Annotated in this window: 13 protein-coding genes; 7 read left to right on the top strand and 6 right to left on the bottom strand. The window is 55.9% G+C overall.

The features are described 5' to 3' along the window. Window positions 1–29: 29 nt before the first annotated feature. Both FHW16_RS18530 and FHW16_RS18535 read right to left on the bottom strand, forming a co-directional pair. Window positions 30–659, bottom strand: a complete 630-nt coding sequence (locus FHW16_RS18530) for a response regulator transcription factor (protein ID WP_182550753.1) — start codon at window positions 657–659, stop codon at window positions 30–32. Then, window positions 656–2,170, bottom strand: a complete 1,515-nt coding sequence (locus tag FHW16_RS18535; protein WP_182550754.1) for a sensor histidine kinase — start codon at window positions 2,168–2,170, stop codon at window positions 656–658. Before FHW16_RS18535 ends, FHW16_RS18530 begins: the two co-directional genes overlap by 4 nt. A gap of 204 nt (window positions 2,171–2,374) precedes the next feature. Between FHW16_RS18535 and FHW16_RS18540 the strand changes: the two genes are divergently transcribed. Beyond that, window positions 2,375–3,547 carry an ABC transporter permease gene (locus FHW16_RS18540; protein WP_182550755.1) on the top strand — a complete coding sequence of 391 codons (1,173 nt, stop codon included), beginning with the start codon at window positions 2,375–2,377 and terminating at the stop codon, window positions 3,545–3,547. A 10-nt stretch (window positions 3,548–3,557) separates the two neighbouring features. Here FHW16_RS18540 and bamA read toward each other — a convergent pair whose 3' ends face one another. From bamA to FHW16_RS18560, 4 genes are all read right to left on the bottom strand, one after another. After that, a complete protein-coding gene (gene bamA, locus FHW16_RS18545) occupies window positions 3,558–5,915 on the bottom strand; it encodes an outer membrane protein assembly factor BamA (protein WP_182550756.1) in 2,358 nt (785 codons plus the stop codon). A 367-nt stretch (window positions 5,916–6,282) separates the two neighbouring features. Next, window positions 6,283–6,894 (bottom strand): invasion associated locus B family protein, encoded by a 612-nt coding sequence (locus FHW16_RS18550; RefSeq protein WP_182550757.1) that lies wholly within the window; start codon window positions 6,892–6,894, stop codon window positions 6,283–6,285. A 231-nt stretch (window positions 6,895–7,125) separates the two neighbouring features. Next, window positions 7,126–8,385 (bottom strand): ATP-binding protein, encoded by a 1,260-nt coding sequence (locus FHW16_RS18555; RefSeq protein ID WP_182550758.1) that lies wholly within the window; start codon window positions 8,383–8,385, stop codon window positions 7,126–7,128. After that, window positions 8,382–9,107 (bottom strand): response regulator, encoded by a 726-nt coding sequence (locus tag FHW16_RS18560; protein ID WP_182550759.1) that lies wholly within the window; start codon window positions 9,105–9,107, stop codon window positions 8,382–8,384. Before FHW16_RS18560 ends, FHW16_RS18555 begins: the two co-directional genes overlap by 4 nt. A gap of 218 nt (window positions 9,108–9,325) precedes the next feature. Between FHW16_RS18560 and FHW16_RS18565 the strand changes: the two genes are divergently transcribed. From FHW16_RS18565 to FHW16_RS18590, 6 genes are all read left to right on the top strand, one after another. Beyond that, the gene (locus FHW16_RS18565; RefSeq protein WP_182550760.1) at window positions 9,326–9,961 is read left to right on the top strand and encodes a Spy/CpxP family protein refolding chaperone; all 636 of its coding nucleotides are present in this window, start codon (window positions 9,326–9,328) and stop codon (window positions 9,959–9,961) included. Between the two features lie 382 nt (window positions 9,962–10,343). Then, on the top strand, window positions 10,344–11,366 hold the full coding sequence (locus FHW16_RS18570) for a substrate-binding domain-containing protein (protein WP_182550761.1): 1,023 nt from the start codon (window positions 10,344–10,346) through the stop codon (window positions 11,364–11,366). 40 nt (window positions 11,367–11,406) lie between these two features. Then, window positions 11,407–12,360, top strand: coding sequence for an ABC transporter substrate-binding protein (locus FHW16_RS18575; RefSeq protein WP_182550762.1), 954 nt, complete (start codon window positions 11,407–11,409; stop codon window positions 12,358–12,360). Beyond that, on the top strand, window positions 12,357–13,172 hold the full coding sequence (locus tag FHW16_RS18580; RefSeq protein ID WP_182550763.1) for an ATP-binding cassette domain-containing protein: 816 nt from the start codon (window positions 12,357–12,359) through the stop codon (window positions 13,170–13,172). Before FHW16_RS18575 ends, FHW16_RS18580 begins: the two co-directional genes overlap by 4 nt. Then, the gene (locus FHW16_RS18585) at window positions 13,169–14,170 is read left to right on the top strand and encodes an ABC transporter permease (RefSeq protein ID WP_182550764.1); all 1,002 of its coding nucleotides are present in this window, start codon (window positions 13,169–13,171) and stop codon (window positions 14,168–14,170) included. The genes FHW16_RS18580 and FHW16_RS18585 overlap by 4 nt, the downstream gene beginning before the upstream one ends. Window positions 14,171–14,220: 50 nt before the next feature. Further along, on the top strand, window positions 14,221–15,243 hold the full coding sequence (locus FHW16_RS18590) for a phosphotriesterase family protein (protein WP_182550857.1): 1,023 nt from the start codon (window positions 14,221–14,223) through the stop codon (window positions 15,241–15,243). The last annotated feature ends 23 nt before the right edge of the window (window positions 15,244–15,266 follow it).

A 15,266-nucleotide genomic window follows, 5' to 3' on the forward strand; every position in this document is an offset into this window, starting at 1 on the left:
GTTTAGGGTCTTTATCCGGCGTCCCGGTGTTATTTGCCGAGGACCGGGCGCAGAGCCTCGTAAATCTTGACCAGTTCAGCAAGTGTCCTGACGCCCATCTTTTCCATCAGATGGCCGCGATGGATCTTGACCGTAATCTCGCTCACACCCAGTTCTCCGGCAATCTGCTTGTTCATCAGCCCGGTGGTGACGAGGGCGATGACTTCGCGTTCGCGCGCGGTGAGACTTTCGTAGCGGGCTTTCAGATTGGATAATTCACCATCCGCTGTCCGACGTTCCCGATCAAGCGCCAGGGCATTGGACACGGCGTCCAGCATATCCTGATCCCGAAACGGCTTGATCAGAAAGTCGATTGCTCCAGCTTTCATGGCGCGCACCGACATCGGAACATCACCGTGCCCGGTCATGAAAATGATCGGAATGGCGTTGCCAAGTTTTGCAAGCTGGTTCTGGAAATCCAACCCGCTCACACCCGGCAAGCGTATGTCGAGCACCAGACAACTTTCGCCTGCAGCGACGGGTCCGCGGTCCAGAAATTCGGACGGTGACCCGAACAATTCAACCTGCATGCCCACCGACCGGAAAAGGCTGCCCAGCGCCTCGCGCAAGGAGGCATCGTCATCAACGACAAACACCAGGGGTGACGTGTCTTGGGTCATGACGCAGTTTCCTCATGAAATGGAATGGTGAATTCAAAGCTGGCGCCTTTGCCGGGCTCCGCGTTTGCAGTGATCCGTCCGCCATGGGCCGCGATGATCGACCTGCAGATCGACAGGCCCATGCCCATGCCGTTCGACTTCGTTGTATAAAAGGCGTCGAACAGGTTTGCAGATTTCTCAGCAGCAAAACCCGGACCGGTATCGCGTATTTTCGCGACGATGACGCCTTCGCCGACAGCGGTCTGAATGAGAAGCTGGCGGGTTTTGACTGATGGGTCGGACATCGCCTGCACGGCATTGAGGATCAGATTGATGATGACCTGCTGGAGCTGAATATGATCGCCGGAAACCGGCGGAAGATCCGCAGCAAGTTCCAGTTTCAGATCGACCCGCTGGTTCATGACTTCCCGTTGAACCAGCATCATGGTTTCCGCAATCACGTCGTTGATATTGATCGGGACGGATTGCGGCGCTGTCTTGCTCGACAGTGCCCGCAGGCGCTTGATCACTTCGCTGGCCCGGCCGGCATCGGCAATCATCCGCTGCATGGATGTCTCGACCTCGTCAAGATCGGGTTCGCTTCGCTTGAGCCAGCGTAAGCCCGCTCCTCCATTGGTCACAATGGCGGCGAGCGGCTGGTTGACTTCATGGGCGATCGAGACGGTCAGTTCCCCAAGCGTGGCGACGCGGGTGACATGGGCGAGCTCTGCATGGGTTTCATGCAACTCGTTTTCTGCTTCATGCCGGGCTGTTACATCCATGATGCTGACCAGGACCATGTCGAGCGTCGGGCGGTCATGCGGCATGGCGACATTGTAAAGAATAGCGATACGGTTGCCGTCCACGTCGTTCATGATCGTTTCGGATTCGTAGGATGTGCGGACGTCCCATATGGCTTCCAGCAATGCCCAGATGGAGCCTTCCATTTCCTTGCCGATGAGTACTGGCAAGGCTGTTCTGAACGTATCGAGATCTTTCGCCCCGAATGTGGTCAAGGTGGTGTTATTGACGTTGGTCAACTTCATCATCCCGATTGCCTCGCGTGCAAAGTCAGGGTTGGCCTTTGCCGCGGCCCTTATATCAGGGAATCCATTGGTCTTGAGGCGATCAATCGCCGCCTTGACGGCGGTAAAATCCATTTCGAGGATAGCGACACCAGTGGCAAGAAAGATGGTTCGGTAGCGCTGTTCACTTTCGCCGAGCACTGCAATCGCTGTTTTGACCCTGTATGCCAGCAGGGTTGTGATGCCAATGGCAGCAAGGCTTACGAAACACCGGGCAAAGGAATCTGACGTCGGATTTTCACCATGAGAAACGGCAAAGCTGAGCAATGTGAGGGCCATGCACGCAACGCCGATGAACAGGAGCCCCTTTTTCGCGGCAAATGAAAGGGAAAGAAGCACGACCGTGACGTAGAGCACGGCAATGGCCATATCAAAGGTCGTCAGCGTATCAAGAGCAAATATCACAACCGCTATGACAAGGGCAGCGAGTGGCGCAAATCGTGACATGCGGTTCCCCGAAAAGAGATACTCTGAAACCCGCAATAGCAGATCAACCGCATGCCTTGCGAGAAATAATGCATACCGTCCGGTGGAGGAAAGCGGCATTGCAGGCGATAGGAACCATGAGTGCTTGCCAGAACGGCGCAGCCGGGGGATAAAGCAGCCTGCTCTGCTCGAACAGCGAATTCAAGAATCGAAAGTATTTCGGCCATGGTTGATGCGACACACGAATCCGGCGCTTCCGGTCAGCCGCTGAATGTCAGTTTCAGTGCCGAAAATGACCGGGCAACGGTTGTGCTCGCAGGTGCCTGGATCACCCGTTATGTCGGACGTGTCAACGCTCAGATGCATAAGATCGAGCACAGAAAAGAATTCTCCAGCGCAGTCATAGACCTGTCCGCTGTGGATGCATTGGATACCGCAGGCGCATGGCTGGTGGACCGGTTGCGTGTTGCTCTCGAAGGTGCTGGCAAAAAGGTGGAGATCCGCGGGCTGAAGACGCACTGGGAGACTCTGTTCGATGCTGTCGGCAAAACGGCATCCGCACCGGCGGATGCCTATGCTGCGCCGCACAGAATGAACATCGGAATTCAGATTCTCGATACGATTGGCAGAACCGTTGTCAATTTCGGGGATGATTTTATCAAGTCCATGCATGTGCTGGGTGCCGTGGTGACAGGTTCCCAAATGCGAGGTGGCAAGGGAAGCCCGATCCGGTATCCCGCATTCTTTCACCAGATTGACCGGCTGGGCGTCGGTGCAATCCCGGTCGTGGTGCTTATCTCGTTCATCATGGGTGCAATCGTCGCGCAGCAGGGCGCCTACATGCTCAGCACGTATGGCGCGGAGACCTATGCGGTCAATCTTGTCGGTGTCCTGGTGCTGCGTGAAACCGGCGTCCTTTTGACGGCCATCATGATTGCGGGCCGTTCCGGTAGCGCCATCACGGCGGAACTCGGCTCAATGAAGATGCGCGAAGAGGTTGATGCCCTTCACGTCATTGGCCTTAATCCCATCAGCGTGCTGGTGTTCCCGCGTCTGGTTGCGCTGAGCATCTCCCTGCCATTGCTGACGATTATTGCGGATTTTGCCGGTCTGGCGGGCGGAGCGGTCGCGCTTTGGCTCTATTCCGATGTGTCACCGGGCATCTATCTGGCCAATTTGCGCGATGCCATCAGCGTCCAGTATTTTCTGGCAGGCCTGATCAAGGCCCCTTTCATGGCCATGATCATTGGTACCATCGCAGCCGTGGAAGGCATGAAAGTCGGCGGGAGTGCTGAATCGCTGGGCCTGCGCGTGACCGCCTCGGTTGTGAAATCGATTTTCATCGTCATCGTACTGGACGGTGTTTTTGCGATCTTCTACGCCTCGATCGATTTCTGATATTCGCGCGCTAGAACTTGCTCGACATATTGAAATTGAAGTTCTGCACCTGGTCCCCATCAACCTTCAGGACAGGGACTGCGTAATCGAACCGTATGGGCCCGAACGGCGAATTCCACATAATGCTTGCGCCCACCGATGCCCGCCACTGCATGTCCGTATTGGTGGCGTAGGTACTGTCATTTCCGAACAGCGTGGCAACATCAGTGAAGACGGCACCTCTCAGTCCTACGCTTTCAGGGATGAGCGGTACGGGAAACTGGGTTTCCGCTGTTGCGTTGAAGTAGGTCGTGCCGCCAACGAAGCTGCCATCAGAGTCCGTAACACGGGAATCACGCGGACCAATGCCGGCATAGCTGAAGCCGCGGATCATGTCGGTGTTGTTCTGGAATGTATCGAAGACGCTGAGACCGTTGTTCCCAAGCTCTTTGATATAGCCGCCACCCACGCGAACCAGCCCGACGATATCCTGTTCCGTGGAGAGCGTTTTGTAGAAACTGCTCTTGAATGTGGTTTTGAGAAAGCTGGCATCGCCGCCAAGTCCGGCAGCTTCCTGCTCGAACTTTGCATAGATGCCATCATGCGGGTTCTTCACGTCGTCGATGCTGTTGTAGACAAGCGACCAACTCAGGGATGATTTTACCCACGCGCCTTCTTCTGCTGCATCGATATATGCCTGCGACACGAGGGTCGGATCCGGAACTCCGTCTGCGGTGAGTGCAGCGTCGTCAATGGTTATGGTTTGCCGCGTGAGATTATAGGCGACCCCGGCAGTCAGATCATTACCGATTGGCAGACCAAAACGGATCGACCCGCCTGTCACATCTGTCTGGTATTTATCGGTCACCCCGGACTGCCGCTTGTAGATATCAAATCCCGCGGAAATGCGCTGACCGAGGAAATACGGCTCGGTAAAGGACAGGCCATAGGACTGATAATTCTGATCGTTGAAAAGTGTCGTTCCTGCCGACAGGCGCAGGTATTGGCCGCGTCCAAGAAAGTTCTTTTCGGTAATTGAACCTTCTACGCTCGGTCCAGATTCATCGCCGCTTGTGGTGTAGCCGCCACCAATTGAAAAATCGCCGGATGATTTTTCCACGACATCAACAATAAGGACGACCTGATCCGGCTGCGAACCGGGAGCGGTCGAGATGTTGACCGTCTGGAAGAAATCGAGGCCCTCAAGACGTTTCTTGGCGCGCTGGATGAGCACCTGATTGAAGGCATCGCCTTCACTCACATCGAATTCACGGCGGATGACGTAATCGCGTGTCTTCTCGTTGCCGCGAATCTCGATACGTTCAAGATAGGCGCGGGGTCCCTGATCGATGTTGTAGACAACCGAAATCGTGTGGTTTTCGAAATTGCGGTCGCCGCGCGGCTCAACCTTGGCAAAGGCATAACCCTGGCCGGCAACTTGCTCCGACAGCTTGTTGACGGAATCTTCGATCTGCTTGGCGTTGTAAGTGGAACCCTCCCGGGACGCCATGAGACCACCGAGCTTGGATGTATCGACACCCTCGACGGAGCTCTGGATCTCGACGCCACCGAACGTGTACTTGTCACCCTCTTCAACCGTGACGGTGATCGTGTACTCCTGGGTTGCCGTATCGAGATTGGCCGTCGATGAGATCACACGGAAATCAGCGTAACCATGCTCATAGTAAAATCGACGCAAGATTTCTTCGTCGGCGCGCATGCGGTCTTCACTGTACACGTCATTGCGCGTCAGCCAGGAGAGGAAATTCGATCGTCTCGTTGTCATCAGGTCTCTCAAACGGCGCGTGTTGAAAGCCTGATTGCCGACGAAGACAATGTTAGCGATCTTGGTGCGGTCGCCTTCGTTGATCTCGTAGACAATGTTGACGCGGCCTCCGTCCAGATTCATGAGGCGTGAGTTTACCGTGGCATCGTTGCGGCCGGCGTTGCGGTAAGCCGCGCGGACAGCTTCGGTGTCGGCATCAAGTGTCTGCTGATCAAACGAACTGCGGGCTTTGAGCTTTACAGCTTCGGCGAGCTGCGTGTCCTTGATCTTCTTGTTACCCTGGAAAATGACCTGGTTGACCACCAGATGCTCCGATACGGTAACGACAAGCGCACCACCAGCCTGAGTGATGCGCACGTCACTGAACAGGCCCGTCGCGAACAGGCGCTTGGTCGCGGCATCGATATCATTGTTGCCGAACGGCTTACCTGGTGTAATGCCGAGGTTGTCCTTGACCGTCTGGGCATCCACGCGGGTATTCCCGCGCACTTCAATGCGGCTCACGGTTGCTGCATGGGCTGCTGTAATCCCTGCAACCATCACAAGCGCTGCTGAAATGGCGAGCGCCGACGCTGCACCAACGAATTTTGAACTTGCCGCCATCAGTCATCCAAACTCTGTGTTTTCATTACGGGAAGGCACTCAACGATTGCGGCAATCGGATATATTCGCGCCGAGCCTGTCTGCCCGGCGAAGATGCTCAATCAATATCGATGCTGAAAAAGTACGTTGACCACAGGTGACGGCGGCGGGACGGTTATGCTCAAGAAAATCTGCCTTTCTGGAAACATCTTCCATATGCGCCGCCTCTGGCTTCTTGCACTGCTTCTCCCCGACATTCCCTGCGGGGGATGTCCAAAATCAGTCCGTATTGTCTCGAAATTTTGCTGCGGATGGCTGTTTTGTAATCGAATGTTTCTGGCCATTTTCCTGTCACGCAAACTGTTCGCGATACGCTTGAACAAGCGTCCTAGGGGTGGGCGATCAGGCTCATCTTTTGGAACGCGGACTGAAACCCCTGAAGCTTGAACGGGAAATGCATGGCTTCGCCCGACTGCAACACGATTGCGATATCGACTTGATTGCTGGTTTGCAGCAATGCCACTTGCTGGCTGTTGAAGCGGATATCGGCAACGCAGCCTTCAGGTATGCAGGACAAAAGCGGAAATTGCAGGGACGCTTCGCCAACACGGACGGTGATGCCTTCCTTCAGCAGGAAGCCAGCAGGCAGCATCACGTGTCCGCTAACACCGTTCTCATCAATGGCGCTGATCTGAAGCAGCATTTTTCCGTCGGGTACCCGGTCATCCACAAGGATCTGTGACAGGAAGCAGTCATTGCCTGACTCCAGCGCTCTGCAAAGCAGGGACCAGTTCTGAAATGTTTCCTCCCGGGGCTGCGCCAATAACTTGACGGTCAACGGTTCATGCAGACTTGCTTCAGTCTGTATGGGCGTGGAGGCTTGTTTGCGATCACTGAGAACTTGATCAAGCAAGGGGCTATTGTCGACCCCTGCATAGGCATGGACAGAGACCAAACCGGCGAGCACAAGCCCAAGGCCCAAATCTCTGACGTGCCTCATTGTGTTCTGGTATCGGTTATGGCGTGTCATGGTGTTCCGCAAAATCGCTTTGCACCGCGTTCAAGCGGCCCGTTTGACTGCACTGACCGCGACCGAAGGGTAACTCTTCGGTCGTGCTCTCTTGGTCAAAAGTCGCAGTACACAATGTTGGGAATGCGTCCCGGCTGTTTCAGAAGATTTCTGGCCGTGGAATTTTCGTTAACGAGTGTTTCTCGCAAGGCAGGTCCTGACTTAGGCCTGCGAAAGTGTTTCGATGGTAAACGATACGGTCTGGAGCAGGCCCGAAGGTTTTCGGTTGGTGATGATGACGGTGCCGCCAAAACGCTCGATGATCTCCTTGGCAATCGCCAGACCAAGACCTGCCCCAAAGACAGTTTTGCGCCGTGACTTGTCAGCACGGAAAAACGGCTCAAACACCTTGTCCAGGAGCTCAGGAGGAATTCCGGGGCCATTGTCCTTTATGGTGATAACAGCGGTTCGCTGTCTCTGCTCCACAGCGATATCAGCGCCATTGCCATGCGTCGCTCCATTGATAATGAGGTTCCGCAAGGCCCGCTTCAACGCAAGTGGGCTTGCCGCAATCGACAACGGTGCCAGTCCTTGAACATTCACCTTCATATCCATGCTGGAGAGTTCTTCGGCGATCTCCTGAATGGTGAGGTCGAGCCGTGTACTGCCAAATGTATCCTTGACCGTTTCTTCCCGTACAAGACTGATTGCGCTGTCAGCGATATTGTTGAGTTCCTCCAGATCATTCAGCCATTTCTGGCGATCGGGGTCATCGGGCAGGAATTCGGCACGCAGCCGCATGCGGGTCATGGGGGTCCGCATGTCATGACCGGCCGCCGCAATCAGTCGCATACGGCTTTCGGTGGCGGTTTTCAGTCTCTCGGATAGTCTGTTGATCGTTTGTGCCGTGGCACGGACTTCCTGTGAGCCGGTCTCCGGAACATGAGGCAACGTACCATCGGCGCGCACTGCCGTAACCGCGTTGTCCAGCAAAAGAAGCGGCTTGGTGATTTTCGAGGCCGCAAAGACCGCCACGGCGGTGCTGCCCAGAGTGATGAGCGTTATCCATCCCGTTAATATCCACCATGTATGCGGCGTCATGTCCGGAACATCAACGATCAGCCACATACCCGTTTCCAGCCTGATCGAAGCTGCGAGGCCCTGCCGTCCCGCGTTCCGTGTAACAAGAACCGTGCGGACAAGTCCGGCTTGGCCAAGCTCGCGCATAAACATGCCGGACAATCTCCGGTCGTCAAAGCCGGCGGCCTGCATGGGTCGTACTGCAAATTCCTGTGACGCCGCGCTAGCCGGATTTGCTTCGATCGTGCGGATGATCGGAGCGATCCGCTGGATGACGGGCGACAGGACCGCTTCAGGCGGCGGTCCGCGAAGCACTGTAACGGCCGTAAGCGTAGCCAACAGCACCACCGTGACGATCGCCAGAAACAGCAGGAGGGCAATCCGGTTGCGCAACGAATTCATGCTTCGGTGACAATCACTGTGACAGGTACTGTCAGTTGATAGCCGCCATTGCGGATGGTCTTGAACAACGGGCGATCTTCAGAGTCGCCGAGTTTCTTACGCAGACGGCTCATCAGGACGTCGATAGAGCGGTCAAGCGGATCCCGATCGCGCCCCTGGGTCAGATCAAGCAACTGGTCGCGCGACAACAGTTTGCCGGGCCTCTCGAGGAAAACCTTCAAGAGGTCGAATTCCGCGCCGGTCAGATCAATTGCGGAGCCCGAACGACCGGCCACTTTGCGCAATCTCGGTTCGACAACAAAGTCGGCGAACTCGAAAGTGCTGATTTCCTCGGTTGTCGACTTCTCTCCGTTTGATCGTCGCAAGACTGCCTTGATCCGGGCGGTCAGTTCACGTGGGTTGAATGGTTTGCTCATGTAATCGTCAGCGCCGATTTCGAGGCCGATGATGCGATCGACGTCTTCCTTCAGCGCTGTCAACAGGATGATGGGAACCTGTTGCCTCTGGCTGCGCATGACGCGGCAAATGTCGAGACCGGATCCGTCAGGCAACAGGACGTCGAGCACGAGCAGGTCCGGATTGCGCTCGGCGAAGAGGGCATCAAATTCCCGCCGGTTGGCGGCCACACACACGCGAAATCCCTGCTCCCGGAGATAGCGCCCGAGAAGCGAGCGAATTTCAGCATCGTCATCGACGACCATTATGTTGGGTACAGTTTGCATTGTTCAACGCATTTCTAATTGCATCGCCGTTCCTAACGGCTTTTTCCGAAGCTCGGCAGAATAAATTTGTAACGAAACATTGCTGGGTATGCGCTCAGTTACGTTCGTTTACAAAAATAATGCCGTCAGCAAGTTTCCGAAATGATTGAGACGGATTTCGGACGCTCGCGCGTTTCAGGTTCCCGCAGCAAATACTCATTCATGATGCGAGGCGACAAATGAAACGTACAGTTCTGACAGGGACATTGGTATCAACGATTATCTATGCTTTGACAGCAACGCCAAGCTGGGCCGGTCTCATCCAGCACCCGGATGCGGTGACCCCGAAGGATGAGATTGCCGGTGTATCCTTCACCCAGCTGGCCCAGTCCTTTCTTGGCCAGGACAAGGAGTATGATGAGGAAAACGCATGCCGTGAAGAGCTCGAGAAAGCTGACGAAGCCAGACATCAGCACGATGCCCGTTTTCCCCATCCCAAGGACCGCGCATTGGCTCTAGCAGGCCGGCTGGCAGCCGAGGAGACCATTGTGGGCATTCGCAGTGAACAGCTCGACGCCTGGCGGAATTATAGTTCTGCGCTGTTGGCATTTGCTGATGGACCTCATCCTCATTTCAGGGATGAAGCCAGCCCGGGCAATGAGGGTGATGATCCCGCCAAACCGCGGGAAAACGAACCGCTCACGATGGATCGCATGGCGGATATGGCGATAGAGCGTGGTGAGAAAGCCCAGACCCTGAAGCAGGCCGCGAAGGCGCTGCTCGATATCCTGACACCGGAGCAGCGCATAAAGTTTGCTGACGCTGGTCGCAAGGGTCCATGGGTGCCGCACAGGAGGATGCCCGGTGCGGAGTGAGACGATCGTCCTATGTGCAACCTGGTGGGTTTCAGCGAGGCAGTTTTGAAATGGACGCCAACTTGATGTTCACCTTTTGCAGTCTGGCGGTTGCCTTTTTCAATGCTGTCTCCCTTTCGTATATCTGGCGGGCTCTGCGCTTCCTGCGCAGCTATTTCCCGGCGGGACCGCAGAAACGGTCGGATCGGGATGCCGCAAGAAGTATTACTGATTTGGCTCATTGCGAGCCCGTCAAAGAGCGCGCTTCCGCCGCTAAGAAGCGCGTTTGAAGCGGGGTTTTCCGGCAAAATCTGTATGACAGTTTGATTCCAGTTGACAATGGACATCAAGTGATGTTGCCTTGTAAAGCGGTTTACTAAACCGCTTTACAAGGGGAATGCGCGTGATCAAGAAGACGAATCCAAGTCTGAAAGATGTTGCTGCTGCTGCCGGTGTGTCCGTAACCACCGTTTCCCGGCTCGTGAATGGCAGTCTCGATCTGCCCTATCACACAAAGAAGCGTATCGAGGATGCGATCAAATCGCTCAACTATAGGCCAAATCCGCATGCGCGGCGTTTGAGCATGGGGCGTTCGGATACCATCGGCCTCGTTGTCCCTGAAATTGCCAATCCGTTCTTTTCAACACTGGTGGCCGCTGTCGAGCAGGCAGCGGACGAGCGCAAACTCGCGGTCTCGCTACACGCGACGCTCAATCGTGCGGGGCGAGAAATTGAATACCTGCAATTGATCGAGCGTAACCATGTGGACGGGCTGATCTTCATCACCAACCACCCGGACGACGGTGCGCTGGCCAGCCTCATCAACCGCTCCGGCAAGGTCATCATCGTCGATGAAGACGTTCCGGGTTCAAAGGCACCGAAGCTGTTCTGCGACAATGATCATGGCGGGTATCTCGCGGGACTTCATCTGGCAGAACATGGGCACAGCCATGTTCTCTTCATCGGGGGTGATGAGCGCATGATCAGTGCGCGCCGGCGTTTTGATGGTCTGATGCGAGCCCTGCACGAGCGGCATGGGGATAAGGCGAAGGTTGATCGGTATGCCGGTGAATACACCATCGATTATGGGCGCAAAGCGGCTGTCCGCTATCTGGAAGAACGGCACGAAGCAACCGCCATTTTCGCCAGTTCCGACGAAATTGCCATCGGTCTGATCGAGGTTTTCAAGGACCGTAATGTATCGGTTCCGAACGACGTCTCAATCATCGGGTTCGATGATGTCGGCCCACTGCATCTTTTTGCACCTCCGCTGACAGTCATTCGTCAGCCGGTCCGGCAACTCGGGCGCCGGGCGCTGGAACTGCTTCTGGAAACAAACTGGCAGGAGTGGAAGCCTTCCGCTTCGGAAGAGCTGCTGCCAGTCGAAATCGTCGTGCGGAACTCCGTTGCTCCGCCGGCGAAATAACAAGATGTAACGGTAAAAAAAACCAACAGAGGATGAGAACATGACTTTGAATTTGAGCAGGAGAACATTGATTGCACTGGCCGGCTTGACGATGTTGAGTTCGGCGGGTGGGTCGACAGCCTTGGCGCAGGAGAAAAAGACGATTGCGCTCGTGCAGATCAACCAGCAGGCGCTTTTCTTCAACCAGATGAACCAGGGTGCGCAGAAGGCTGCTGATGCTGCCGGGGTAAAGTTGGTTATCTTCAATTCCAACAATGAACCCACGGCACAGAACAGTGCCATCGAGACCTACATTCAGGAAAAGGTATCGGGCCTTGCCGTCGTTGCAATCGACGTCAACGGGCTCATGCCCGCCGTCAAGCAGGCAGCCGATGCAGGCATTCCCGTTGTTGCCATTGACGCGATACTCCCCGACGGTCCGCAGAAGGCGCAGATCGGCGTCGACAATGCCAAGGCCGGGGCCGACATGGGCAAGTTCTTCCTTGATTATGTCAAGACCAACATGGGCGGCAAGGCTAAGATCGGTGTTGTCGGTGCGCTGAATTCCTATATTCAGAATGTCCGCCAGGATGGTTTTGAAAAGACGGTCAAGAGCGTTGACGGTATTGAAATGGCCGGTGTCGTCGATGGCCAGAACGTGCAGGACAATGCGCTTTCTGCGGCCGAGAACCTGATTACCGGTAATCCGGATCTGACCGCGATCTATGCAACGGGTGAGCCCGCGCTGATGGGCGCGATTGCTGCCGTGCAGAGCCAGGGCAAGCAGGACTCCATCAAGGTGTTTGGTTGGGATCTGACCGCAGAAGCCATTGCCGGCATTGATGCGGGGTTTGTTGCTGCCGTTATCCAGCAGGACCCGTCGGCCATGGGCGCTGCAGCCGTGGATGCATTGCAGAAAGCTTCAGCCGGCCAGTCTGTCGAGAAAAATATCGCCGTTCCCGTAACGATTGTTACCAAGGCGAACGTCGATCCATACCGGGCTGTCTTCAAATGATCGAGGACGGTCAGCAGAGATCTGCTGCCGGTCATTCCGGAGGGGGAAACCTCTCCGGAAGCGCCAGCGGTTCCCCTTCCGCCCCACGCATTTCCCTGCGTGGCATCCGTAAGTCATTCGGCTCGCATCAGGCGCTGCGCGGCGTCGATCTCGATATTTATCCGGGCGAATGCCTTGGCCTTGTCGGTGACAATGCAGCGGGCAAATCGACGCTGACGAAAATCATTTCCGGTACCTACATCCCGGATGGCGGCACCATGACCATCGAGGGCGAAGAAGTCCGGCTTTCCGGTCCAGCAGACGCTCGTAGCAGGCATATTGAAATGGTCTTTCAGGACCTTAGTCTCTGCGACCAGATCGATGTTGTCGGTAATCTTTTTCTTGGGCGCGAACGCAGCAAGGGCATTTTCCTCGACAGCAAGACCATGCTGGCCGAGGCGCGAAAAATGCTGGATGCGCTCGAGATTCGTATCCCCAAACTGACCGGAAAGGTGGCTCAACTTTCGGGCGGTCAGCGGCAGGCCATCGCCATTGCCCGCGCCGCATCGTTCAAACCGAAGGTTCTGATCATGGACGAACCGACGTCGGCGCTCGCGGTAGCCGAAGTGGAAGCGGTGCTTGCCCTGATCAATCGCGTCAAGGCCAACGGCGTCTCGGTCATCCTCATTACGCATCGCCTTCAGGACCTCTTCCGCGTCTGTGACCGTATCGCGGTCATGTACGAAGGCACAAAGGTTGCAGAACGCCAGATCGGCGGAACGAACCTTGAGGATCTTGTCAAACTGATTGTCGGCGAAGGAGCAAGACAATGACCGTCTATACGGAGCGCGGTCACGGATCGCGGGTTGCCGATTTCTTCGGCGAACATGCGCAGGTCCTGTCCATCGCAATTTTCTTTGCCGCATGCATGATCTTTTTCTCAATCGGCAGCGATACGTTTCTGACCACGGGCAATATTCTCAATATTGTGCGTCAGGCAGCTCCGATCCTGATCGTTGCGATTGCCATGACTTTCGTGATCATCACGGGCGGTATCGATCTGTCGGTCGGTTCGCAAGTGGCGCTTATCAATGCGGTTGCCGCTGTGGTTATGGCCATGGGATATCCCTGGCCGCTGGTTGTTGTCGCAATGCTCATTCTGGGCGGCGGACTGGGATTCGCTCAGGGCTGGTTCGTCGCCTATCAGGGGATTCCAGCGTTTATCGTCACCCTTGCCGGGCTCTCTATCCTGCGGGGATATGCGCTTTATCTGACACAGGGCTATTCGATCCCGATTCAGGATGCGCCGGGCTTCTTTGCACTTGGCCGGGGTGTCGTCGGCGGCATTCCCGTTCCCGCTATCATAGCTGCTGTGGTTGCTGTGCTCGGCTATGTCGCCATAACGGCGACGAAATATGGCCGGCAGGTGGTGGCCGTGGGATCCAATATGGAGGCGGCACGGCGTGTTGGCATGCCCGCCAAATGGATCATCGCATCGGTCTACATCATTTCCGGGGTTGCATGTGCTGCCGCCGGGCTGTTGATCGCGGCACGTCTCGGTTCCGGTTCTTCCAATGCGGCCGTTGGCTTCGAACTGCAGGTGATCGCTGCCGTCGTTCTCGGCGGCACGTCTCTCATGGGTGGCCGTGGCACCATCCTCGGCACAGTTCTCGGCACGCTGACCATCGCGGTCATCGGCAACGGACTGATCCTCATGCATATCTCGCCGTTCTTCACCCAGATCGTCACCGGCGCGATCATCCTCATCGCTATCTGGCTGAACACGCGGATATTCACCGCAAACTTCCGCTTTGGCGGCAAGAAGAGGTGAGCGCCGTGAGCAACGATCTGTCAGAAACTCATATACGTTCGGGCAAGGTGATGACGGTCAATGGTCCCATCGCAGCGGAAGCGCTCGGCATCACGTTGATGCACGAGCACATTCTCAATGATTGCCGCTGCTGGTGGCATGCGCCGAAAACGCCGGAGCGGCAGTATCTCGCCGGCGGTTTCGTCTGCATCGAGATACTGGGTGAACTGAAGCAGGACCCCTTCGTCAACAAGCACAACATCACACTTGATGATGAACCGTTGGCGATTTCAGAACTGCGCGCCTTTGCCAATGCAGGCGGTCAGACCGTGGTTGAACCCACATGCCGAGGCATTGGTCGCAATCCGCTGGCCCTCCGGCGTATCGCGAAGGCAGCGGGTCTCAACGTTGTGATGGGTGCGGGATATTATCTGGGCTCATCCCATCCGGCCGAAGTTGCAGCCATGACCGTTGACGATATTGCCAATGAGATCGTGCGGGAAGCGGTGGAAGGCGTAGACGGTACCGACGTCAAGATCGGGTTGATCGGTGAAATCGGCGTCTCCTCGGATTTTACAGCTGAAGAAGAGAAGTCCTTGCGCGGTGCGGCACAGGCACAGGTGCGAACGGGGCTTCCCCTAATGGTGCATCTGCCGGGCTGGTTCCGGCTTGGTCATCGCGTGCTCGACATCGTAGCGCAGGAGGGTGCCGATATCAGGCACACGGTTCTTTGTCACATGAACCCCTCCCATGACGATTTCAGCTATCAGAGTGAACTCGCTGCCCGTGGCGCATTCATTGAGTATGACATGATTGGCATGGATTTTTTCTATGCGGATCAGCAGGTGCAGTGTCCAAGTGATGAAGAAGCTGCCAGGGCAATAGTGCGGCTGGCGGAAGCTGGTTATCTCGGCCGGGTTCTTCTGTCACATGACGTGTTTCTGAAGATGATGCTGACCCGCTATGGCGGCAATGGCTACGCCTACGTGCTGAGGCATTTCCTGCCGCGCGTCAAGCGGCACGGTCTCGATGAAACCGCCCTCGATCAGATGATGCGGGCCAATCCACGCGCTGTCTTTCAGGCTCCGGCCTGAGGTTAACCCTTATTTTGAAATTC

Origin of the sequence: Phyllobacterium myrsinacearum, assembly GCF_014138285.1 — a bacterium.
Classification (GTDB): Bacteria; Pseudomonadota; Alphaproteobacteria; order Rhizobiales; family Rhizobiaceae; genus Phyllobacterium; species Phyllobacterium myrsinacearum_A.